18 protein-coding genes are annotated in these 20,686 nt (G+C 68.3%); 10 read left to right on the plus strand and 8 right to left on the minus strand.

All coding sequences use genetic code 11. The annotated features are described in order from the left end of the window. Positions 1-90 precede the first annotated feature (90 nt). Positions 91-654 (plus strand): putative immunity protein, encoded by a 564-nt coding sequence (locus GVY39_RS18480; protein WP_159926141.1) that lies wholly within the window; start codon positions 91-93, stop codon positions 652-654. Between the two features lie 422 nt (positions 655-1,076). On the opposite strand, the gene GVY39_RS35130 is transcribed toward GVY39_RS18480, so the two are convergent. From GVY39_RS35130 to GVY39_RS18505, 5 genes are all read right to left on the minus strand, one after another. Next, positions 1,077-1,673 carry a DapH/DapD/GlmU-related protein gene (locus GVY39_RS35130; protein WP_304654138.1) on the minus strand — a complete coding sequence of 199 codons (597 nt, stop codon included), beginning with the start codon at positions 1,671-1,673 and terminating at the stop codon, positions 1,077-1,079. A 612-nt stretch (positions 1,674-2,285) separates the two neighbouring features. Beyond that, entirely contained in the window at positions 2,286-3,041 is a 756-nt protein-coding gene (locus tag GVY39_RS18490; protein WP_159926143.1) for a MerR family transcriptional regulator, read from the minus strand. A 561-nt stretch (positions 3,042-3,602) separates the two neighbouring features. Next, entirely contained in the window at positions 3,603-4,124 is a 522-nt protein-coding gene (locus tag GVY39_RS18495; protein WP_159926237.1) for a DinB family protein, read from the minus strand. Positions 4,125-4,259: 135 nt separating this feature from the next. Further along, positions 4,260-5,063, minus strand: coding sequence for a transporter substrate-binding domain-containing protein (locus tag GVY39_RS18500; RefSeq protein WP_159926145.1), 804 nt, complete (start codon positions 5,061-5,063; stop codon positions 4,260-4,262). A gap of 3 nt (positions 5,064-5,066) precedes the next feature. After that, complete coding sequence (locus tag GVY39_RS18505; protein ID WP_159926147.1) at positions 5,067-5,417, minus strand: hypothetical protein; 351 nt, start codon at positions 5,415-5,417, stop codon at positions 5,067-5,069. A gap of 62 nt (positions 5,418-5,479) precedes the next feature. Here GVY39_RS18505 and GVY39_RS18510 point away from each other — a divergent pair, with 62 nt between their 5' ends. Further along, entirely contained in the window at positions 5,480-6,445 is a 966-nt protein-coding gene (locus GVY39_RS18510; protein ID WP_159926149.1) for a quinone oxidoreductase, read from the plus strand. Between the two features lie 38 nt (positions 6,446-6,483). On the opposite strand, the gene GVY39_RS18515 is transcribed toward GVY39_RS18510, so the two are convergent. Beyond that, positions 6,484-7,086: a TetR/AcrR family transcriptional regulator gene (locus GVY39_RS18515; protein ID WP_159926151.1), complete on the minus strand. Its 603-nt coding sequence runs from the start codon at positions 7,084-7,086 to the stop codon at positions 6,484-6,486. Positions 7,087-7,171: 85 nt separating this feature from the next. On the opposite strand from GVY39_RS18515, the gene GVY39_RS18520 reads away from it, so the two are divergent. Next, complete coding sequence (locus GVY39_RS18520) at positions 7,172-8,671, plus strand: FAD-dependent monooxygenase (protein WP_159926153.1); 1,500 nt, start codon at positions 7,172-7,174, stop codon at positions 8,669-8,671. On the opposite strand, the gene GVY39_RS18525 is transcribed toward GVY39_RS18520, so the two are convergent. After that, positions 8,593-9,483 carry a heme o synthase gene (locus GVY39_RS18525; RefSeq protein WP_223521945.1) on the minus strand — a complete coding sequence of 297 codons (891 nt, stop codon included), beginning with the start codon at positions 9,481-9,483 and terminating at the stop codon, positions 8,593-8,595. The genes GVY39_RS18520 and GVY39_RS18525 overlap by 79 nt on opposite strands. 916 nt (positions 9,484-10,399) lie before the next feature. On the opposite strand from GVY39_RS18525, the gene tkt reads away from it, so the two are divergent. The 7 genes from tkt (at position 10,400) to GVY39_RS18560 (ending at position 19,910) form a co-directional block, all read left to right on the plus strand. After that, the gene (gene tkt, locus GVY39_RS18530; RefSeq protein ID WP_159926155.1) at positions 10,400-12,541 is read left to right on the plus strand and encodes a transketolase; all 2,142 of its coding nucleotides are present in this window, start codon (positions 10,400-10,402) and stop codon (positions 12,539-12,541) included. A 6-nt stretch (positions 12,542-12,547) separates the two neighbouring features. Beyond that, positions 12,548-13,684: a transaldolase gene (gene tal / locus GVY39_RS18535; protein WP_159926157.1), complete on the plus strand. Its 1,137-nt coding sequence runs from the start codon at positions 12,548-12,550 to the stop codon at positions 13,682-13,684. Positions 13,685-13,687: 3 nt separating this feature from the next. Beyond that, positions 13,688-15,262, plus strand: coding sequence for a glucose-6-phosphate dehydrogenase (gene zwf, locus GVY39_RS18540; protein WP_159926159.1), 1,575 nt, complete (start codon positions 13,688-13,690; stop codon positions 15,260-15,262). Next, on the plus strand, positions 15,259-16,167 hold the full coding sequence (gene opcA / locus GVY39_RS18545) for a glucose-6-phosphate dehydrogenase assembly protein OpcA (protein ID WP_201295265.1): 909 nt from the start codon (positions 15,259-15,261) through the stop codon (positions 16,165-16,167). The genes zwf and opcA overlap by 4 nt, the downstream gene beginning before the upstream one ends. Beyond that, positions 16,160-16,915, plus strand: a complete 756-nt coding sequence (gene pgl / locus GVY39_RS18550) for a 6-phosphogluconolactonase (RefSeq protein WP_159926163.1) — start codon at positions 16,160-16,162, stop codon at positions 16,913-16,915. Before opcA ends, pgl begins: the two co-directional genes overlap by 8 nt. A gap of 144 nt (positions 16,916-17,059) precedes the next feature. Further along, entirely contained in the window at positions 17,060-19,381 is a 2,322-nt protein-coding gene (locus tag GVY39_RS18555) for a transketolase C-terminal domain-containing protein (protein WP_159926165.1), read from the plus strand. A 22-nt stretch (positions 19,382-19,403) separates the two neighbouring features. After that, positions 19,404-19,910 (plus strand): hypothetical protein, encoded by a 507-nt coding sequence (locus tag GVY39_RS18560; RefSeq protein ID WP_223513592.1) that lies wholly within the window; start codon positions 19,404-19,406, stop codon positions 19,908-19,910. A 155-nt stretch (positions 19,911-20,065) separates the two neighbouring features. On the opposite strand, the gene GVY39_RS18565 is transcribed toward GVY39_RS18560, so the two are convergent. Continuing rightward, positions 20,066-20,668 (minus strand): hypothetical protein, encoded by a 603-nt coding sequence (locus tag GVY39_RS18565; protein WP_159926167.1) that lies wholly within the window; start codon positions 20,666-20,668, stop codon positions 20,066-20,068. Between the last annotated feature and the right edge of the window lie 18 nt (positions 20,669-20,686).

Consider the following 20,686-nt stretch of genomic DNA (forward strand, 5'->3'; position numbering starts at 1 on the left):
GCCTCCTCTCGTTTTGAAGGTTTTACCGCACTGTCCTGCCATTGTTGCCGAAAAGTCCCAACCGGCGGTTCAACGATACTGTCGAATGTCATGAGTGCGGCTGACGAGCATCTGAACATCGAACTCAGCATGGCCGAATTACGCGAGGTCACGACCTTCGCGCTGGCATGCGCGGAGCCTGTGCTGGTGATCTTCGAGCGCGACTGTCCCGATGACCCGCGCCCCCGGGCCGTGCTCGACGAGGCGCGTAGGTTCGCGGCCGGAGCCAAGCGGACGAAGGCGCTTCGAGTGACCGCACTGGACGCGCACCGGGCCGCAAAAGCAGCTCGAGAGGAAGGACATTCCGCCGCGTTCGACGCGGCGAGCGCCGCCGGTCACGCGGGAGCGGCCGCGTACCTGCACCCGCTGGCGAAGGCGACCCAGGGCGGGCACATCCTCATGTCGGCCGCCCACGCGGCTCGAGCGCTCGAACTCGAGGCAGGCGACGACCGTGACGTCGGCGTCGACTACATCCGGAAAGTGACCGATCTGGCCGGGCCCATCGTGGTGAACGTCCTGATGCGTTACCCACACGCCCCGAGTGGCCGCGGCCGCGTGGGAGAGCTATGGCGGGAACTGGACGCCTCGCTGCGGCGGCTGGCGACCGATCGTTGACCGGCGGTAACCCTGAACAGCTCGAGCGTGTGCATCATGAACGCCCTTTCTGCCCCGACGAGGGCGGGACGCGGCAAAGCGGCGCTGTCGAGACGGGGCTACCTTTGGCTCGCGCCCGCAGTCACGTCAGGGCGACGAGCAGGGCGAGAACCGCGAGCGCGACCGAGACCGGCGTCGTGACCTAGCGCTCGCCCATTCCTCGCCCACTCCACCCGCACCCTGATCGAAGCCACAAAGCCCTGACCGAGCAACCCCTGTCAAGTCCAGTCGAATCGTGCTTTAACGTACGAGACAACGTCCTCATCCCGGCAATAGCGTGGGTTTGCCGGACGTACCCAAGCGCCCGCCGTGCCCGCTCGCCGATGACGTCAGACTTCACCGATGGCCGCTCGTGGTACGAGGTCCGGATGTTGCCGAGCTGACTAAGCGATCTGCCGGAGTACAGTCGCCGGCACGCCGGCCACCAAAGTTCCCGCAGGCACGTCGCGGGTGACCACGGCTCCGGCAGCGACAACCGCGTTCTCACCGACGGTCACGCCCTGCATGATCATCGCGGAGGCCCCGATCCAGACGTTGCGCTCGATCCGGATCGGCGCCGCGGTTATCCCCGTACGGCGCTGTGCCGGCTCGACCGGGTGACCCGAAGTGATCAGGCTGACGCTGGGCCCGATCATCACGTCGTCGCCGATCTCTATCCCACCGACGTCATTGAATCGACAGCCCTGGTTGACGAAGACGTTGCGGCCGATCCGGATGTTGACTCCGTGATCGGAGTAGACCGGCGGGATGAGATGGAAAGTCTCTTCGACAGCCTGGCCGGTGAGCTCGCTCCAGCATTCCTGGATCGCCTTCTGATCGGCGTACCGAAGCATGTTCAGCTCCTCGGTCAGCCGGATCGCACGCTGGACTTTTTCCACGAATTTCAATTTCGCCCTCTCGTCGAACAACCTTCTTGCCGAAGACAAGAGGAAATCAGCAACAGGCAGCCCTGGGCAAACAACCACAACGGCGTGAGCCACAACCTGCCGTTGTCCTGGCCGGTGACCTGCTCATCGGCCAACTCTGAACGCTCACGCCGAATTCGTCGGACCGATCAGCGACCCCGCCGCACCGGGCAACCACGGGCTCGGTCGCTCTCAGGTGGGGTGGAATCCCCTGAACCCCGGCGTCCGGCCGGAAGCCGGGCAGATGCCGTTCGCGCCGCTGATCGGGCCGTATCGGATCGAGAGGTCAACGTCCGATGTCGATTGATTGCACTGAGTTTCGCGTCGTCTGAACAGGTAAGCCTCAGCGATTCCGGCCGCACAGCCTTCGTCCGGCGACGGCCGTGGTGTTGGGTACAGCCCCACACCACACCGGGAGACGACGCGGAAAGCATGGCTGTGCTGGTGAATTCCGACGCCGTCCATCGGCGAATACGGGCGTCGGTCAGTGTGCCCCCGAACGATTGGTATCGGTAAAAGCGACGTCGTGGACGTGCATTTCGTCGGACTGAGGGAGCCTGCCGACCACATCCTCATGCCGGAATCCAGAGCACGGCGCCTGGTGCGCAAGAAACTCTCCCGCACACCAGGCGCCGTGCGTAACCTCAGCTGCTCCCGTCTCAATCGATACGCCGGCTGCCGAAGCCGCTATCGGCGTGCCGCGTTCGCGGCCGTGATGAACTCGATCTGAGCGGGTGACGGTCCGCAGAACTCGCTCTCGATCCGGTCGGCCTCGCCGGCCTGCATCCGGTACAGGCTGTCACGCAGACCCGCGTCACCACCGTGGAACCCTTCCAACAGCTCCATCCACTGCGCCGCCAATTTCTGCGCCTCGGGTGAGGCCGGGTCCACTCCCGCTGCGATCGCCGCGTCGACCTTGGGGATGAGCACACCCCATTCCGCTTCGACTTGCTGAATGCGCTGTTCACCGAGCTTTTCCCGACGCTGCGCGAGCTGCGTCAGCTGTTCCTCGGTGAAATACTCCTTGAAGGTGTCGTCTACCATGACGGTCCTCCTGATCAATTCGAGGAAGCGATCCGCGGATGCGTCGGGCCTGCTCTCCGCCGTGGCGGCCAGCGCCGCGACCAAGGCGTGTAGGTCCTGGGTCGCGGCCAGTTGCGCGGCCAGAAAGTCGCGATGAGCAGACAGCACCTGCGACACCGCCACGGCGCCCTCGAGCAGGTCCCCGATCTGGTCCAGTCCCAAACCCAACTGACGCAGGGCCAGCACCTGGTACAGACGCTCGACATCGCCCGCGGTGTAGAGCCGGTGGCCGGTGCTGGTCCGCTCCGCTGGATGTATCAACCCGATACGGTCGTAATGATGCAGCGTCCGCACCGTCAGTCCGGCCTCGGCCGCGAGTTCACCGACCTTCCATACACGTTCGGTTCCGGGCTGGTCCATCCGTTTTCATCTCACTTCCACCGACGCACCTTGCGCCGGTGTCGCCGACGTTAGAACCTGACCCTACGTCAGATGCAAGGCGAAACACGTTGCCGAATACAGCAGTCACGCCGTGCCGACACGCCCTCAACTGCCACATGCCGCACTGCCGAACCGGCCTTGCACCACGGGATCGTGTCCTGCTACCTGACCCTGCCCGGCATCCAGCACCGATTTGCGGAAAGGTCTTCTGGCAGGGCGTCCGCCGAATCGACGCTGTTCAATGCTCTCCCGTGTCCGTCATGCTGACCATCGTGACGGCCGCCGATCCATTCACCCGCCGGATTGCAAACGGGTCCCCGAGGCGTGTCTGAGAAATCTTGGTCGGGGCGATGTCACGCTCCTCTCGAGCCATGTCGGCCGGTCCCGAGTGTCGGCCGGCCGCAAAACTTACAACAGCCACGAAAGCGGGAAAACAACGGCGGAGCGAACCGATCGACCACAAGATCGTCACACTGGATAAAACGGCTCTGCCTCACGTCGGCCGGACAGACCCGGGTGTTGGTGGGCGCCGGAATGAAGTCACCGTCGCATGCCAGCGCGATACAGGTCACGCAACAGTGCAATCTCTGCTCCGTGGTGTAGCAGCTCTCGCTGTGTGTGCAGAACGATTCCCGCGGTCGACCAGTCGGCCAGCATGCTGTTCGGAGGCCCCGCGGGTTCAGCCAGCCCGTCGACGCCCAGACCGCTGACGCCGTCGATCCACGCCTGGTACGCGTCATCGAGTTGACTCAGCGCCTCCTCCGCAGTCCCGGCATAACGGAACGATCGGAAGTCGATGGGTGGGTGGCCGAATCGATGCAGGCCTGCCTCCAGCAAGAACACCACGTGACCCAGCCGCCAAGCGATGGTGGTAACTGGCGCAGGCTCGGGCGGAGGGACCGCGAAGTCGCTGACGAACCGACCGTCGACGGGGCGCACGGTCCACATACCAGGCACCGGCTCCCAGAAGTACTCCTCGTCAGTCAGCCCCTCGAGCCGAGGGCGCAGCTGCCTCGTCCAATGCGTCTGGAGTTGAGCACGTATCTCAGCGTTCCAGTCTATGTTCACGGCGTAGACCTTGTTCGCTGGGACCAGCTATGACAACCGATTTTCTCAATGGCGTACGTGCGGGATCGGTTCGCAATGGGGTTTGAGAACGCGCCCGCGAAGCATCCCGGGAGGTCCGCTGAGGGAAGATCAGGGGGCGGAAGCGCCGGGTCCGATCCACTGGTCGAACAGCCGGTCCACCGCGCCGGTCGCGAGCTGGGTCGCCAGATACGCGTCCAGGGCGGTCGCCAGGACCGGATCGTCCTTGCGTACCAGCCACACCTTCCCGAATGAGTCGAACGGCGCTTCGGGGTGCAGCACTTGCAGGTCCGGGTGCTCGCGCACGCGGTAGCGGCCCTCGACGGAGTCGGTGACGAACACCTCGGCGCGGCCCTGTTCGATCTCGCCGAAAATCGTCAGGTTGTCCGGCCACAAGGTCAACTGCGCGTCGGGGAAGTTCTTGCGCGCGAACTCCTCGTTCGTTCCACCGCGATTGGCGATCACGCGAACACCGGGACGATTGATCTCCGCGATGGTCGCGTAGGCGGCGCCGTTCGCACGGTGGGTGATCGGCGCTTTTCCGTCGGTGCCGTAGGTGATCGAGAAGTCCGCGAACGCGCGTCGTGACGGCAGGTCGGAGATTCCCCCGGCCGCGAGGTCGCAGTTCCGCTCGGCGAAGTCCGTCCGCAGCGTCGCCCACGTCACGGGCACGAACTCGATCGGGCGGCCGAGCAGTGTGGCGAACCCCCGCGCGAGATCGACGTCCACGCCGCGATAGCCGCCCTCGTCGTCCCTGATCGAGTACGGCGGATAGTCGCCGGGCGTGCAGGCGCGCAGCACCGTCGAGATCTCCGCCGGTCGCGCGGCCGCCGGAACCGCGGCGCCGGCAAGGACCGCGCAAACGGCGGCCAGAACCGCGCCGACGCGGCCGGTCGGCGTCACTCGGTTACGCACCGATCACTTCTCGTTGCGCGCCTTGGGGAAACGGGCCTGCTTGGCGACCCAGCCCGCCATCTTGGCCCAGTGGCCCTGGCGGGGAGTGACGATCGAGGTGAGTTCACGATCCCATTCATCGGCCTCGGTGAGACCGTCGATCGTGTCGACCAGCGCCTTGGCGGTCGCCAGGTCGGAGACGACCCGGTCGCCGAGGACGCCGTCGGAACCGACCAGCGTGACGCGGACGCCCGCGCGACCGATCGGCTGGAGCACGGCCGTGGCGGATTTGCCGTGGTCCGCGACGAATCCCTTGACGGACTCCACGAGGGCGCCCGACAGCTTCACCGGCGTCGTGGCGGTTTCAGTACTCATGGCAGGCAGTTTACCGGCCGGTAGAAAGCGGGCCCCGCCGCTCGGGTGTAGAACTGAAACTCATGCGCGCCATTCAGGTTTCCGAACACGGTGGTCCCGAGGTCCTGAAGTACATGGAGGCGCCTGATCCGCAGGTCGGGCCGGACCAGTTGCTGGTCGATACCCAGGCGATCGGCGTCAACTTCATCGACACCTACATCCGCACTGGGCGCTACCCCCAGGATGTCCCTTACATCCCGGGCGCGGAGGGCACCGGCGTGGTCGCCGAAGTCGGCGCGAACGTCAGCGACTTCGCGGTCGGCGACCGGGTCGCCTGGGCCGCCGGGCCGGGCAGCTACGCCCAGAAGGTCGCGATCGCGGCCGCCGTCGCCATCGCGGTGCCGGACGGCGTCGAGCCGCCAGTGGCCGCCTCGGCGCTGTTGCAGGGTATGACCGCGCACTATCTCATCGAGTCGATCTATCGGCCCGAGCCGGGGGAAACGGTGCTCGTGCACGCCGGCGCGGGCGGCGTCGGGCTGATCCTCACCCAACTGCTCGCCGCGCGCGGCGTGCGGGTGATCACCACCGTGTCGTCCGACGAGAAGGAGACGCTGTCCAGCGCGGCAGGAGCGGCCGAGGTGCTGCGCTATGGCGACGACCTCGCCGACCAGGTGCGCGCACTCACCGACGGCGTCGGCGCGGCGGCGGTCTATGACGGCGTCGGCGCCGCGACCTTCGAGGCGAGCCTGGCGGCGCTGCGCGTGCGCGGCACGCTCGCCCTGTTCGGTGGCGCGAGCGGTCCGGTGCCGCCGTTCGACCTGCAACGACTCAGCACGGCCGGTTCGCTTTTCGTCACCCGCCCCACGCTGGCGCATTACACCCGCGACCGCGCCGAGCTCACCTGGCGCGCGGGCGACATCCTCGATGCCATCGCCAAGGGCACGCTGAACATCCGGATCGGCGCGACCTACCCGCTCGCCGACGCCGAACAGGCCCACCGCGACCTGGAAGGCCGCAAGACCACCGGTTCCATCGTCCTGCTCCCGTGACCGGCGGCGGGCGATCCGACGGGTCGTCCGCCGCCCGGTCAGTAGTCGCGGCCGGTGAGACCGCGATAGATGAAGCGGGTCAGCCCGTCCACGGCCTGCTCGTCGGTCAGTTCGACATTGCCTTCCTCTACCGCGGCCAGCAGGCTCTGCGCGAGCAGGAACATCATCGCGAGGCTGGCATCGACCGTGCTCGGCAGCCGCAATCCCTGGTCGGCGAAACCCGCCACGTGATCGGCGAGGTCCGCGCGCTGCTGCACGCCGAACTGCGCGACCATGCGCGCGAACTCGTCGTTGACCAGAGCCGCCTGGTTCACCGCGCGTAGCACGGACGCGTGCTCCCGCGCGAAAGTCCAATACCCGGCGACGTGGTAGCGGACCGCCTCCGGGTCGCCGAAGTCCGGGTTGTGGCCGGGCCCCTGCGCCCGCTCGTCCCCTGCCGCGGCCAGATCGCTCAGCAATGCCTGGAGCAATTCTTCCTTGCTCGCGAAGTGGTTGTAGAACGACCCGGCCGCCCGGCCCGCCGCCGCCGTGATATCGGTGATCTTGGTGTTCAGATAGCCGCGCTCGGCGAACAACCGCCGCGCCGCGGCCTTCAACGCTTGCTCGGTTTCGGCCGACTTCTCCTTGCGACTCAACGACACCAGCTCACCTCCTTGACAACGAAAGGTATCAAGAGCGATGCTGAATCAGCATTCAGTGAATCAAAATTCATATGAGGAGTTACTGGTGTCACAGCTCGTTCTCGTCGCAGGCGCCGGACCCACCGGCCTCACCCTCGCCCTCGATCTCGCCCGCCGGGACATTCCCGTTCGGATCATCGACAAGGCGGACACGTTCTTCGCGGGCTCCCGCGGCGACGGCATCCAGCCGCGCACCTTGGAAGTCTTCGACGACCTGGGAGTTCTGGACGCGGTGCACACTGCGGGGATGCCGGCGCCGGTGATGCGCGTGCACCTCGACGGCACGTTCGTCGCCGAGCGCAGGATGAGCGAGCCGGTCGAGCCCTCCCCTGCCGTCCCCTACCCCAACGGGTGGGTCCTCGGCCAATCCCGCACCGAGGCCATCCTGCGCGAACGGCTCGCCGAATTCGGCGTACCCGTGGAGCTGGGAACAGCCCTGGTTACATTCGGCCAGGACGACAGCGGCGTCACGGCGACGCTGGAGCGCGACGGCGCCCGCGAGACCGTCCGCGCCGCGTACCTGGTCGGCGCCGATGGCGGCAGGAGCACCGTGCGCAAGACGCTGGGCATCGCGTTCGAGGGCGAGACCGACGAGTCGATCCGGATGCTGCTCGGCGATGTGCGCGCCGACGCGCTCGACCACGACTTCGGCTACTGGTTCGCCGCCGCCGACCAGCCGATGCGGGGCATCGCGCTGTCTCCGCTGCCAGGCGGACGTCACTTCCAATTCGCCGCGCCACTGAGCGCGGACGCGCCACCGAGTCTCGAACTGCTGCAGTCCTACGCCGATCGCTACTGCGGACGCCACGTCGTCACGCTCAGCGACCTGACCTGGGTGACGGTATGGCGGCCCAATGTCCGCTTGGCGCGCAGGTTCCGCGACGGCCGGGTCTTCCTCGCCGGGGACGCCGCGCACGCGCATCCGCCCACCGGCGGCCAGGGTATGAACACCGGCATCCAGGACGCCTACAACCTCGGATGGAAGCTGGCCGCCGCCCTCGCCGGTGACGACACGCTCCTGGACAGCTACGAGACCGAGCGCAGGACGGTCGCCGCCAGGGTGCTCGGCCTGAGTTCCGAACTGCTGGACAAACTCGTCGACGGCGACGAGGACGCGATGCGGCGCGGACCGGAGACTCAGCAGTTGGACATCAGCTACCGCGATCCGGCCGTGCGCGAGCCGCTGGCCGCGGGCGACCGGGCTCCGGACGCGCCGGTGAAAGACGAGGGAGGTCGGCACGTCCGGTTGTTCGACCTGTTTCGCGGCCCGCACGCGACGGTGCTGTCGTTCGGCGCGCCCGCGGAGGCGGACCCACACGCGTATGCGGTGGTACACCCCGGAACGCGGGTGTCAGGGCAGCACGTGGTGGATGTCGACGGACACGCCCACGCGGCCTATGCCGCGGTCGAGGGCACCCGGGTGGTCGTGCGGCCCGACGGCTACGTCGGTGCGATCAGTCGGCGCGATCAACTGAAGAAGCTGCCGACGGTGTCCCAGCCGAGCACCGAGTCCACCGCGAGACCGCAGAACACCACGGCCAGATAGTTGTTCGACTGCAGGAACAGCCGCAGGGGCTTCACCGATTCGCCGCGCCGCACGCCCGCGTACAGCTGGTGGGCCATGAGCAGGAACCACGCTCCGGCCACCAGCGCCACGGCCGCGTAGATGACGCCGGTCGCGGGCGCCAGGGCGAGGGTGGTGAGCACTGTCAGCCAGGTGTAGACGACGATCTGCTTGGTGACGGTCCGCTCGGTGGCGACCACCGGGAGCATCGGCACGCCCGCCGCGCGGTAGTCCTCCTTGTAGCGCATGGCCAGTGCCCAGGTGTGCGGCGGCGTCCAGAAGAAGATGACGCCGAACAGCGCGAGGGCGGGCCAGCCGATGCCGCCGGTCACGGCCGACCAGCCGACCAGCGCGGGCATGCAGCCCGCCGCGCCGCCCCACACCACGTTCTGTGACGTGCGGCGCTTGAGGCCCAAGGTGTAGACGAAGACGTAGAACAGGATCGTCGCGACGACGAGCAGGCCGCTGAGCAGGTTGGCCTGCCACCAGAGCCAGGCGAACGAGCCGACGCCCAGCACCACACCGAAGACGAAGGCGTTGCGGGTCGGCACCGCCTCGCGGGCCAGCGGGCGCTTGGCAGTGCGCTTCATGACCTTGTCGATATCGGCGTCCGCGACGCAGTTGAGCGTGTTCGCGCTGGCCGCGCCCATCCAACCGCCGAAAAGGGTCGCGAGGATCAGCCGGATGTCGACGACGCCGCGGTCGGCCAGCAGCATGGTCGGGATCGTCGCGACGAGCAGCAGCTCGATCACCCTGGGCTTGGTCAGCGCGATGTAGGCCAGTGTCCGTCGCATCAGCCGGGACGGTAGGCCGGGACCCGTGAACCGGTCGGCCAGCGCCGTCGCGGAGGAGCCGTGCGCACCATCGCCACCCGGCTGTTGCCCAATCCGCACTGTCTCTCCTCGCACGCTGTGCATCGCATCCGGCATCGACCAGCAGTGCGCTGGTTCCGGTGCTACGGATGTGTCCGTGCCGGACTGCCGTCCGCCCCGGCGCCCGATCCGACCGGTACGGCGCGACTACTACTACAGAGGATGGTAGACCCCCGCCGCCCCCGCCCCTCCCCTCGCCCCCGCGCAACGGGACCCGTATGTGACGCGCCCGACTGCCCGTCTCGCGTCGGGGACACGGCCTTCGCCAGGGACGTTCGACCCGCCGGTGCCCCCCTTGTCGGGGGCCCCAGGGCACGGTCCGCTTCGCGGTGCCCGACTGCCGAACTCGCCCACGACACGCAGCGCATTCCGGAGCGCGAAGTTTCTTTTCGGGCGCTCGGGAGGCCGGCGAATACTCGGCGCACCGAACGGTCCTGCACCGGCAACTCTTCGCGACCATTTCGCAAGGGCTCCGAAGCAAACGCTTGACCAGCACCTTTGCCCATCGACCGCGACTCGTTCGAGCACGTGCGCGGCGCGCCTCGCGTTCGAGAGGAGCGAAGCGCGTGCGACCGAACCGCGAATCCGGCCCCGCTGGAACCTCGGCCGTGCAAGGCCGCGAACACGCCGCCGACCCTCGGGCCACCGACGGAACGCCACCTGCGAACACGCAGCGCAACCGGCCCCGCGAAACCAACACAGGGTTAATGGTGTGCCGGTCATCGGGCACATCTAGGGTAGTTGGGTATATCCGGTACGCACGCCGTAGCTGCCGCGCGATCATCGCCGTCAGAAACCCACCCGCCGTCGACGAACCAATGTCAGGAGAACCTCGGTCGTGTCGATCACAGACGACATCCGCGCCCTCACTCAGCCGAACCACCCGGACGACTGGACGGATCTGGACACCAAGGCCGTCGACACCATCCGGGTCCTGGCCGCCGAGGCGGTGCAGAACGCAGGCAACGGCCATCCCGGTACCGCGATGAGCCTGGCGCCGCTGGCATACACGCTCTACCAGCGCACCATGCGCATCGACCCCAGCGATCCGAGCTGGGTCGGCCGGGACCGGTTCGTGCTGTCGGCCGGGCACTCCAGCCTCACCCAGTACATCCAGCTGTACCTGGCGGGCTTCGGCCTGGAACTCGACGACCTGAAGAATCTGCGCAAGTGGGGCTCGCTCACCCCGGGCCACCCCGAGTTCCGGCACACCGACGGCGTCGAGATCACCACCGGCCCGCTCGGCCAGGGTCTGGCCGCGTCGGTCGGCATGGCGATGGCGGCGCGGCGCGAGCGCGGCCTGTTCGATCCCGACGCCGCACCCGGCACCAGCCCGTTCGACCACTTCATCTACGTCATCGCCTCCGACGGTGACCTGGAGGAGGGCGTCACCTCCGAGGCGTCCTCGCTGGCGGGCACCCAGGAGCTGGGCAACCTCGTCGTGATCTACGACGACAACAAGATCTCCATCGAGGACGACACCACCATCGCCTTCACCGAGGACGTCGCCAAACGTTACGAGGCCTACGGCTGGCACGTGCAGATCGTGGAAGGCGGCGAGGACGTCGTCGCGATCGAAAACGCGCTGGCCGCCGCCAAGGCCGAGACCGGCAAGCCCTCGATCATCGTGCTGCGCACCATCATCGGCTACCCGGCCCCCAGCAAGATGAACACCGGTTCCGCCCACGGCGCGGCGCTGGGCGGCGACGAGGTGGCCGCCACCAAGAAGATCCTGGGCTTCGATCCGGACAAGAGCTTCGACGTGGATCCCGCCGTCATCGAGCACACCCGCAAGGCCGTCGAGCGCGGCAAGCAGGCCCATGCGCAATGGCAGCAGTCCTTCGACACGTGGGCCGAGGCCAACCCGGAGAACAAGGCCCTGTTCGACCGCCTCTTCGCGCGACGGCTGCCGGAGAACTGGACCTCGAATCTGCCCAGCTACGAACCCGATCCGAAGGGCATGGCCACCCGCAAGGCGTCCGGCAAGGTGCTCGCGGCGCTGGCGCCGGTGCTGCCCGAGCTGTGGGGCGGTTCGGCCGACCTGGCCGAATCCAACAACACCACCATGCCCGACCAGCCCAGCTTCGGGCCGGAGTCGATCTCCACCGGCATGTGGAAGGCCAACCCGTACGGCCGCACCCTGCACTTCGGCGTCCGCGAACACGCCATGGGCGCGATCCTCAACGGCATCGCGCTGCACGGTCCGACCCGTCCGTACGGCGGCACCTTCCTGGTGTTCAGCGACTACATGCGTCCCGCCGTCCGACTGGCCGCGCTGATGCGGGTGCCCGCGGTCTACGTGTGGACCCACGACTCCATCGGCCTCGGTGAGGACGGTCCGACGCACCAGCCGATCGAGCACCTCGCCGCGCTGCGCGCCATCCCCGGCCTGAACGTGGTCCGCCCGGGTGACGCCAACGAGACGACCTACGCCTGGCGCACCATTCTGGAGCGCGACAGCGCCGAGCACAGCTCGCACTTCTCGGTTTCCGAGCCGCCGCACCAGGACGGCCCGTCCGCGCTGGCGCTGACCCGCCAGGATCTGCCGATCGTGGAAGGCACCAGCTACGAGGGCGTGTCGAAGGGCGGCTACATCCTGGCCGACGCGTCCACCGGCACCCCGCAGGTGATCCTGATCGCCACCGGGTCGGAGCTCCAGCTGGCGGTCGCCGCCCGCACTACGCTGGAAGAGCAGGGCATCGCCACCCGCGTGGTGTCGATGCCGTGTGTGGAGTGGTTCGACGCACAGGACAAGGCTTACCGGGACGAAGTGCTCCCGCCCGCGGTCGCCGCGCGCGTCGTCGTCGAAGCCGGTATCGCGATGCCGTGGCACCGGTTCGCCGGTGACGCGGGCGAGATCGTGTCGATCGAGCACTTCGGCGCCTCCGCCGACTACAAGACCCTGTTCCGCGAATTCGGCTTCACTCCGGAAGCCGTCGTTGCCGCCGCGCAGCGCACGCTCGAGAACGTGAAGGGATAAGCGCTCATGGCTCAGAACGAGAACCTCGCCGCCTTGTCGGCGGCGGGAGTGTCCGCCTGGCTCGACGATCTGTCCAGGGACCGGATCCGGTCCGGCAACCTGGCCGAGCTGATCGAGACCCGGTCCGTCGTCGGGGTCACCACCAACCCGACAATCTTCCAGGGTGCGCTCAGCCAGGGCCACGCCTACGACGGCCAGCTGAAAGAGCTTGCCGCGCAAGGCGCCGACGCCGACGCCGCGATCCGCACCATCACCACCGACGACGTCCGCGCGGCCTGCGACGTGTTCGCTCCGGTCTTCGAGGCCACCAATGGCGTGGACGGCCGGGTGTCCATCGAGGTCGACCCGCGCCTGGCGTTCGACACCGACCGGACCGTCGCCCAGGCGGTCGAACTGTGGAAGATCGTCGACCGGCCCAACCTGTTCATCAAGATCCCCGCCACCGAAGAGGGCCTGCCCGCCATCACCGCAGTGATCGCGGAGGGCATCAGCGTGAACGTCACGCTGATCTTCTCGGTGCAGCGCTACCGCGCGGTGATGGGCGCCTACCTCGAGGGCGTGAAGAAGGCCAAGGTCGCGGGCCACGACCCGGCCAAGATCCATTCCGTCGCTTCGTTCTTCGTCTCCCGCGTCGACACCGAGATCGACAAGCGGCTCGAGGCGCTCGGCACCGAGGAGGCGCTAGCGCTGCGCGGCAAGGCGGGCATCGCCAACGCCCACCTCGCCTACGCCGAGTACCAGGACGTGTTCGACGGCGGCAAGCACACCTCCACCTACCAGACCCTGGCCGCGTCCGGCGCGAATCGGCAGCGGCCGCTGTGGGCCTCGACCGGCGTGAAGAACCCGGACTACGCCGACACGATGTACGTCACCGAACTGGTCGCGCCGAACACGGTGAACACGCTGCCGGAGAAGACACTCGAGGCGGTCGCCGATCACGGCGTGATCCGTGGCGACGCCGTCAGCGGCAAGGCAGCCGAAGCCAAGGAGGTCTTCGACCGGCTCGCCGCGGTCGGCATCGACCTCGACGACGTGTTCGCGGTGCTCGAGCGCGAGGGCGTGGACAAGTTCGAGAAGTCCTGGGAGGAGCTGCTTGCCGCCACGACCGACGAGCTGAAGTCGGCGTCGACCGGGAACGGCTGATCGATGGCCGGGGCAGCGCCCGCGGATCGGCCCGACACCGTCGAATGGCAGAATCCGCTGCGCGAGAAACGGGACAAACGGCTCCCCCGCATCGCCGGACCGTGCAGCATGGTCATCTTCGGCGTCACGGGTGACCTGTCCCGGAAGAAGCTGATGCCGGCCATCTACGACCTGGCGAACCGGGGGCTGCTGCCCCCGGCGTTCGGTTTGGTCGGCTTCGCGCGCCGCGACTACGCCGACGAGGACTTCGCCGCGGTCGTCCTGGAGGCGGTGAAAGCGCACGCGCGCACCCCGTTCCGCCAGGAGGTCTGGGATCAGCTCTCGGAGGGCATCCGGTTCGTCCAGGGCACCTTCGACGACCACGCGGCGTTCGACCGGCTCGCCGACACCCTGACCACCCTGGACAAGGAACGCGGCACCGGCGGCAATCACGCCTTCTATTTGTCGATCCCGCCGAACATGTTCCCGGTCGTGCTCGATCAGCTCTGCGCGCGCGGCTTGGCGCAGACGACCGGGCCGGACGGGGCCCGCAAACCCTGGCGCCGGGTGGTGATCGAGAAGCCGTTCGGGCACGACCTGCACAGCGCGCAGGAGCTCAACGCACTGGTCAACGGGGTATTCCCCGAGGAGCAGGTCTTCCGCATCGACCACTACCTCGGCAAGGAGACGGTGCAGAACCTGCTGGCGTTGCGTTTCGCCAACCAGCTCTACGAGCCGATCTGGAACGCCAACTTCGTCGACCACGTGCAGATCACGATGGCCGAGGACATCGGCCTGGGCGGTCGGGCGGGTTACTACGACGGCATCGGCGCCGCGCGGGACGTGATCCAGAACCACTTGCTGCAACTGCTGGCGCTCACCGCCATGGAGGAGCCGATCAGCTTCGAGCCCAAGCAGTTGCAGGCCGAGAAGATCAAGGTGCTCTCGGCGACCAAGCTCATCGCACCGCTGGACGAGACCACCGCGCGCGGACAGTACACCGAGGGCTGGCAGGGCAGCGAGCATGTGGCAGGCCTGCTGCAGGAGGAGGGTTTCGACCCGAACTCGAGAACCGAGACCTACGCCGCGATCAGCCTGGAGATCGACACCCGCCGCTGGGCGGGCGTGCCGTTCTTCCTGCGCACCGGAAAACGGCTCGGCCGCAGGGTGACCGAGATCGCGGTGGTCTTCAAACGAGCGCCGCACCTGCCGTTCGACCAGACCATGACCGAGGAACTGGGCCAGAACGCGCTGGTCATCCGCGTGCAGCCGGACGAGGGCATCACCACCCGGTTCGGCTCCAAGGTGCCGGGCTCCGGCATGGAAGTGCGCGACGTCAACATGGACTTCACCTACGGCGAGGCGTTCACCGAGTCCTCCCCCGAGGCTTACGAACGCCTGATCCTCGACGTGCTGCTCGGGGTGCCGTCGCTGTTCCCGGTGAACGCGGAGGTCGAATTGTCGTGGCGCATCCTGGATCCGGTGCTCGAACACTGGGCCGCCGACGGCAGGCCGGAACCGTACGAGGCGGGCACCTGGGGTCCGGCCTCGGCCGACGAGATGATCGCCCGCACCGGGCGGGAATGGCGGCGCCCGTGATCGTCGACATGCCCGAGACCAAGACCAGCGAGGTCACCAAGCGCCTCGTGCAGCTGCGCGAGAGCAACGGCGTGATCACCGTGGGTCGCGTTCTCACGCTGGTGGTGTGCACGCTGGACAGCTCCGAGGCCGAGCAGGCGATCGACGCGGCGAACGAAGCCAGCCGCGAGCACCCCTGTCGCGTGGTGGTGCTGGCGCGTGGCGACCGGGAGGCTGCCACTCGGCTGGACGCCCAGATCCGGGTGGGCGGCGACGCGGGGGCCGCCGAGGTGATCGTGCTGAGGCTGCAAGGCGCACTGGTCAGCCACGAGAGCAGCGTCGTCACCCCGTTCCTCTTGCCGGATACTCCGGTGGTGGCGTGGTGGCCGCGCGGAGCCCCGGAGTTCCCGTCCAAGGATTCGGTGGGGCGCTTGGCGGGCCGCCGCATCACCGATGCCACGTTCGCGCCCGATCCCCAGGCGGCGATCAAGAAGCGGCTGCATTCCTACGCCAGCGGTGACACCGATCTGGCCTGGAGCCGGATCACGTACTGGCGTGCGTTGCTCGCGGCGGCCATGGACGAGCCGCCCTTCGAGGCGGTGGATGCCGTCACGGTCTCCGGGCTGCGCGACGAGCCCGCCCTGGACATCCTGGCCGGCTGGCTGGCCGCCCGGCTCGACTGTCCCGTTCGCCGCCGCACCGGCCCGCTGCGGGTGGAACTGCACCGCCCCACCGTCTCCATCGCGATCGAACGACCGCAGACCGGCCGCACCGCCACGTTGACCCGCACCGGCGAGCCGGTGCAACGGATCGCGCTGGCGCGCAGGGAGACCCGTGACTGCCTCGCCGAAGACCTACGCAGGCTGGACGCCGACGAGATCTACGCGGAGGCGCTGGCCGGGATCGAGAAGGTGATCTATGAGTGAGCACACCGATTCGCCGTTCCCCAGCGACACCGTCGAGGTGCATCTGGACACCGAATCGCTGGTCGCCGCCGCGGCGGCCCGCTTCGTCTCGGTCGTCGTCGCGGCCCAGGCCGAGCGCGGTTCCGCGTCGGTGGTGCTGACCGGCGGCGGAACCGGCATCGCCCTGCTCGAGCAGGTACGCAAGTCGCCCGGCGACATCGACTGGTCCCGGCTCGACGTGTTCTGGGGCGACGAGCGTTTCGTGCCCGCGCACGACGCGGAGCGCAACCACCTGCAAGCAAGACAGGCGCTGCTCGACCACGTGCCGGTCGACCCGGCACGGGTGCATCCGGTGGCCGCCTCCGACGGCGAGTACCCCGACCCGGTGGAAGCCGCCGCCGAGTACTCCGCGACGGTGCACGCCTACCTCACCGACCACGGTGCCTTCGATCTGCACCTGCTCGGCATGGGCGGCGAGGGCCACGTCAACTCGCTGTTCCCGCACACCGACGCGGTGCGTGAAGAGCACGAGCTCGTCGTGGCCGTCACGAACTCGCCGAAGCCGCCGCCGGTGCGGGTGACCCTCACCCTGCCCGCCGTCCGCCGCACCCGGCACGTCGTGCTGGTGGTCGGCGGCGCGGCCAAAGCCGAGGCGGTCGCCGCGGCCATCGGCGGCGCGGACCCGGTGGACGTGCCCGCCGCCGGTGCGACGGGTATCGACTCCACCACCTGGCTGCTGGATCAGGAGGCCGCGTCCGCGGTGCGCTGAGCGTTCCGGTGACGCCGATCGGGATCGGCTCGTACGTGAGTCGGTCCCGATTCCTCGTAAATATGCTTGCTTCTCTCTGCCGCTACCGGAAAAACGCCGAGAGATAATGCCACCTGGTGGCGGAATCTACGAGATGATCGGTCGGTGACCGAGCAGGCAGTGGATCTGGACGAGCGGTTCCGCACCGCCGTCGCCGCACTCGTCCCGCGACCGGGCCATCCGGCGGATCAGCCGATCGCTCCCGGGTGCGCGGTCACCGGCACGGCGTGCCTGCGACTGTTCGAAGCACAGGCGACGAGCAGGCACCTCGATCTCGCGGCGCGCCGCCTCGGCAGCGCCCGGCGCGGTTACTACAGCATCGGATCGTCCGGTCACGAGGGCAATGCCGCGCTGGCGGCGGCCTCGCGGACCACCGATCCCGCTCTGCTGCACTACCGGTCGGGCGCGTTCTTCGTGCACCGCGCCCGGCGCGTTCCCGGGCTCGACCCGATCCGGGATGTCCTGCTCGGCGTGGTCGCCGCGGCGGCGGACCCGATCTCGGGTGGACGGCACAAGGTGCTCGGCAGTGCTGCCGCGAACATCATCCCGCAGACGTCGACCATCGCCTCCCACCTTCCGCGCGCGGTCGGGTTGGCGTTCGCGATCGATCGCGCGGCACGGCTCGGCGTCGCGAGCCCATGGCCCTGCGATGCCGTGGTGATATGCAGTTTCGGTGACGCGTCGGCCAACCATTCCACCGCGGCCGGGGCCATCAATGCCGCGATTCACACCGCCCACCAGGGGATCGCGGTGCCGGTCCTGTTCGTCTGCGAGGACAACGGCATCGGCATCAGTGTTCCCACGCCGCCGGACTGGATCGAGCAGGCCTACGGCCACCGGCCGGGCCTGGCGTACTTCGATGCGGACGGCTGCGCTGCCCTCGATGCGCTGACCAGCGCGAATGCCGCCGTGCGGTGGGTAAGGGACAACCGCGCGCCCGCGTTCCTGCACCTGCGGACCGTGCGACTGCTCGCGCACGCGGGATCCGACGTCGAAACCGCCTACCGCCGCCCGGCCGATATCGCCGCCGACCTCGCCCGCGATCCGGTCCTGGCGACCGCACGGTTGCTGGTCGAGTCCGGTGTCGCCACACCCGCCGACGTGCTCCATCTTTACACCGAGTCGGGCCGCCGCGTCGCCACGACAGCCGAACTCGTCGCCGCGGAACCGAAACTCGCTTCCGCGGCGGCGGTGATCGCACCGATCGCTGCATCCCGTCCCGCCCTCGTGCGCGCCGACGCGCTCAGAACCGGCCCGCTTCCGATCGACGAGACCAAACGCGCGGACACGGGTCATCCGGGCCCGGCGGCCATTCGTCCTGTGAGCGCGAACGGCGCTGTCACACAAGGCGGTCCGATGACCTTCGCCCAAGCGGTCAACGACACCCTCGCCGGTCTGCTCGCGCGTGATCGCGACGTGCTCGTCTTCGGGGAGGACGTCGGCCGCAAAGGGGGTGTGTACGGCGTGACGAAGGGGTTGCAGAAGACCTTCGGCGCGCGCCGCGTGTTCGACACCCTGCTGGACGAGCAGAGCGTCCTCGGCACCGCGCTGGGCGCGGCGCTGGCCGGATTCGTGCCGATCCCGGAGATCCAGTACCTCGCCTATCTGCACAACGCGGCGGATCAGATCCGCGGCGAAGCGGCCACGCTGTCGTTCTTCTCCGACGGCCGCTATCGGAACCCGATGGTGGTGCGGATCGCCGGATACGCCTACCAGAAGGGCTTCGGCGGTCATTTCCACAACGACAACTCGGTGGCCGCGCTGCGCGACATCCCCGGTATCGTGCTCGCCTCACCCGCTCGCGCCGACGACGCCGCGGCGATGCTGCGCACCTGTGTGTCGGCTGCCCGAGTGGATGGCAGGGTGTGTCTGTTCCTCGAGCCCATCGCGCTCTATCACACCCGCGACCTGCACCATCCAGGAGACGACGGCTGGCTGGCGCACCCGTCGACGTCCGATCACGTCGAGATCGGCCGCGCGCGCGTCTACGGCGACGGGACCGACGTGACCCTGGTCACCTTCGCCAACGGTGTGCCGATGAGCCTGCGGGCGGCGCGCCGCCTGGCCCGGCACGGCGTCCACGCGCGTGTGCTCGATCTGCGCTGGCTGACTCCGCTACCGGTGAGTGATCTGCTGCGGCACGCGCGCGCGACCGGCCGGGTCCTCGTCGTGGACGAGACCCGTCGCAGTGGTGGCGTGTCGGAGGCTGTGTGCGCGGCCGTGATCGACGCCGGTTTCACCGGGCTTCTCGCGCGCGTCACCAGCGAGGACAGTTTCGTGCCGCTGGGTCCGGCCGCCGCGACGGTGCTGCTCGACGAGGACCGGATCGAGGCCGCGGCCCTGCGGCTGCTGAGCGGAGCGACCGTCGCGCAACCGCGCCGCGCCGAGGCCCGGCCTTCGCGGGAATTCGATTCGGCCGGGGAATAGTGGACATACAGTCAGGGTGACGGTGACCAGCAGCGGAAAGGACATGGCGATGACCACGATGTCCATGCTCGGCGAGGTGCGACCGGAGCACGAGCACACGGCCGACGGGGACCTGGTGCTCTTGCATTACCTGCGTTCCTTCCACAAGCCTGTGCTCGACGTTTGGTCGGCGGCCACCGAACGCGGCCAGCTCGCGCGCTGGCTCGGCGCCGTCTCCGGCGGCAACGGGAACCTCACCATCGACTTGTTCGACGGTCCTGTTCCCGGCCCGGTCGCGGTGCGGGTCGACCACTGTCAAGCGCCGCACGAACTGGTCGTGCACATCGACGGCTGTCTGCTCGAAGTCCGGATGAGCCAGGTCGGCGTGGTCACCACCGTCGAACTGACCCGCCGCCACGTCTGCCCCGCCGATGCCGGGGCGATCGGCCCCCGCTGGCAGTACCTGCTCGACCGTCTCACCGCCTATCTCGACTTCGAGCCGCTGCCGCGGTGGTCGGACTACCCGAAGCTGGCCGAGGAATACCGCTAGGCCTCGCGCCTTCCGCGGGACTGCACCCGATCGCGAGCCGAGCGGCCTCCCGGAGTGCGCTCGACGCCGCTGGACGAACTCGATCCGCCAGGCAGTTCCCCCGGCATGCGCAACGCATGAGTTGAAGCCATGGCGGCATGCGCTGACCCGGCGGCTCAGTAGAAGAACCCGGCGATCCCCCAGCCGGGGCGCGCCTGCGCCTCCCGGATCCACTCGATGCAGGACTCGATGGCGGCGAGGACCTCGTGATCGACCTCTTCGCGTTGCGGTGGCGTGGTCGATTCCCACTGCACGAGCGCCTCCGCGCACTGCTCGGGCGTCCATTCGCCGTAGCCGGGCAGTTCGTCCGGTTGCGGCAGCGAAGGCGGCAGCGAGTGGTACATGAACGCGCGGACGCTGACCGCTTTGATGCCGAGCGTGGCGAGCCCGTCGTCGATGTGGTCGAGCCAGCGACCACGGAACGCCGAGAAATAGCGGTTGTCGGCGAAGCGGCCGTAGAACTGGCAGATCGTCTGGTAGGCGTAGCCGTACTGGAAACCGTAGGCCGGGTCGAACGGGCCGCCGTCGATGACGGCGCGCACGGCCTCGTAGCGGGTGGGCGCGCCGCCGGCGATCTCGTCGGCGAACCAGTCGTCGTCGTGGGTCAGCTGGGCTTTGAACCGGCCGCCGATCATGCGCCGGAGCTTCTCGTCCCCGGACCCGATGGCGCCCTTGACCCTGTCCAGTTCGACGACGTAGATGCTCAGGCTATAACTCATTCACCGAACATTAGCGGT

The organism is Nocardia sp. CY15 (genome assembly GCF_009829295.1).
Taxonomy (GTDB): Bacteria; Actinomycetota; Actinomycetes; order Mycobacteriales; family Mycobacteriaceae; genus Nocardia; species Nocardia sputi.

Coding starts and splice junctions, on each gene's coding strand:
- GVY39_RS18480 (WP_159926141.1), top strand. CDS start 91: ATGAGTGCGGCTGACGAGCATCTGAACATCGAACTCAGCATGGCCGAA.
- GVY39_RS18490 (WP_159926143.1), bottom strand. CDS start 3,041: ATGGACCAGCCCGGAACCGAACGTGTATGGAAGGTCGGTGAACTCGCG.
- GVY39_RS18505 (WP_159926147.1), bottom strand. CDS start 5,417: ATGAGTACTGAAACCGCCACGACGCCGGTGAAGCTGTCGGGCGCCCTC.
- GVY39_RS18510 (WP_159926149.1), top strand. CDS start 5,480: ATGCGCGCCATTCAGGTTTCCGAACACGGTGGTCCCGAGGTCCTGAAG.
- GVY39_RS18525 (WP_223521945.1), bottom strand. CDS start 9,483: ATGCGACGGACACTGGCCTACATCGCGCTGACCAAGCCCAGGGTGATC.
- tal (WP_159926157.1), top strand. CDS start 12,548: ATGGCTCAGAACGAGAACCTCGCCGCCTTGTCGGCGGCGGGAGTGTCC.
- zwf (WP_159926159.1), top strand. CDS start 13,688: ATGGCCGGGGCAGCGCCCGCGGATCGGCCCGACACCGTCGAATGGCAG.
- pgl (WP_159926163.1), top strand. CDS start 16,160: ATGAGTGAGCACACCGATTCGCCGTTCCCCAGCGACACCGTCGAGGTG.
- GVY39_RS18565 (WP_159926167.1), bottom strand. CDS start 20,668: ATGAGTTATAGCCTGAGCATCTACGTCGTCGAACTGGACAGGGTCAAG.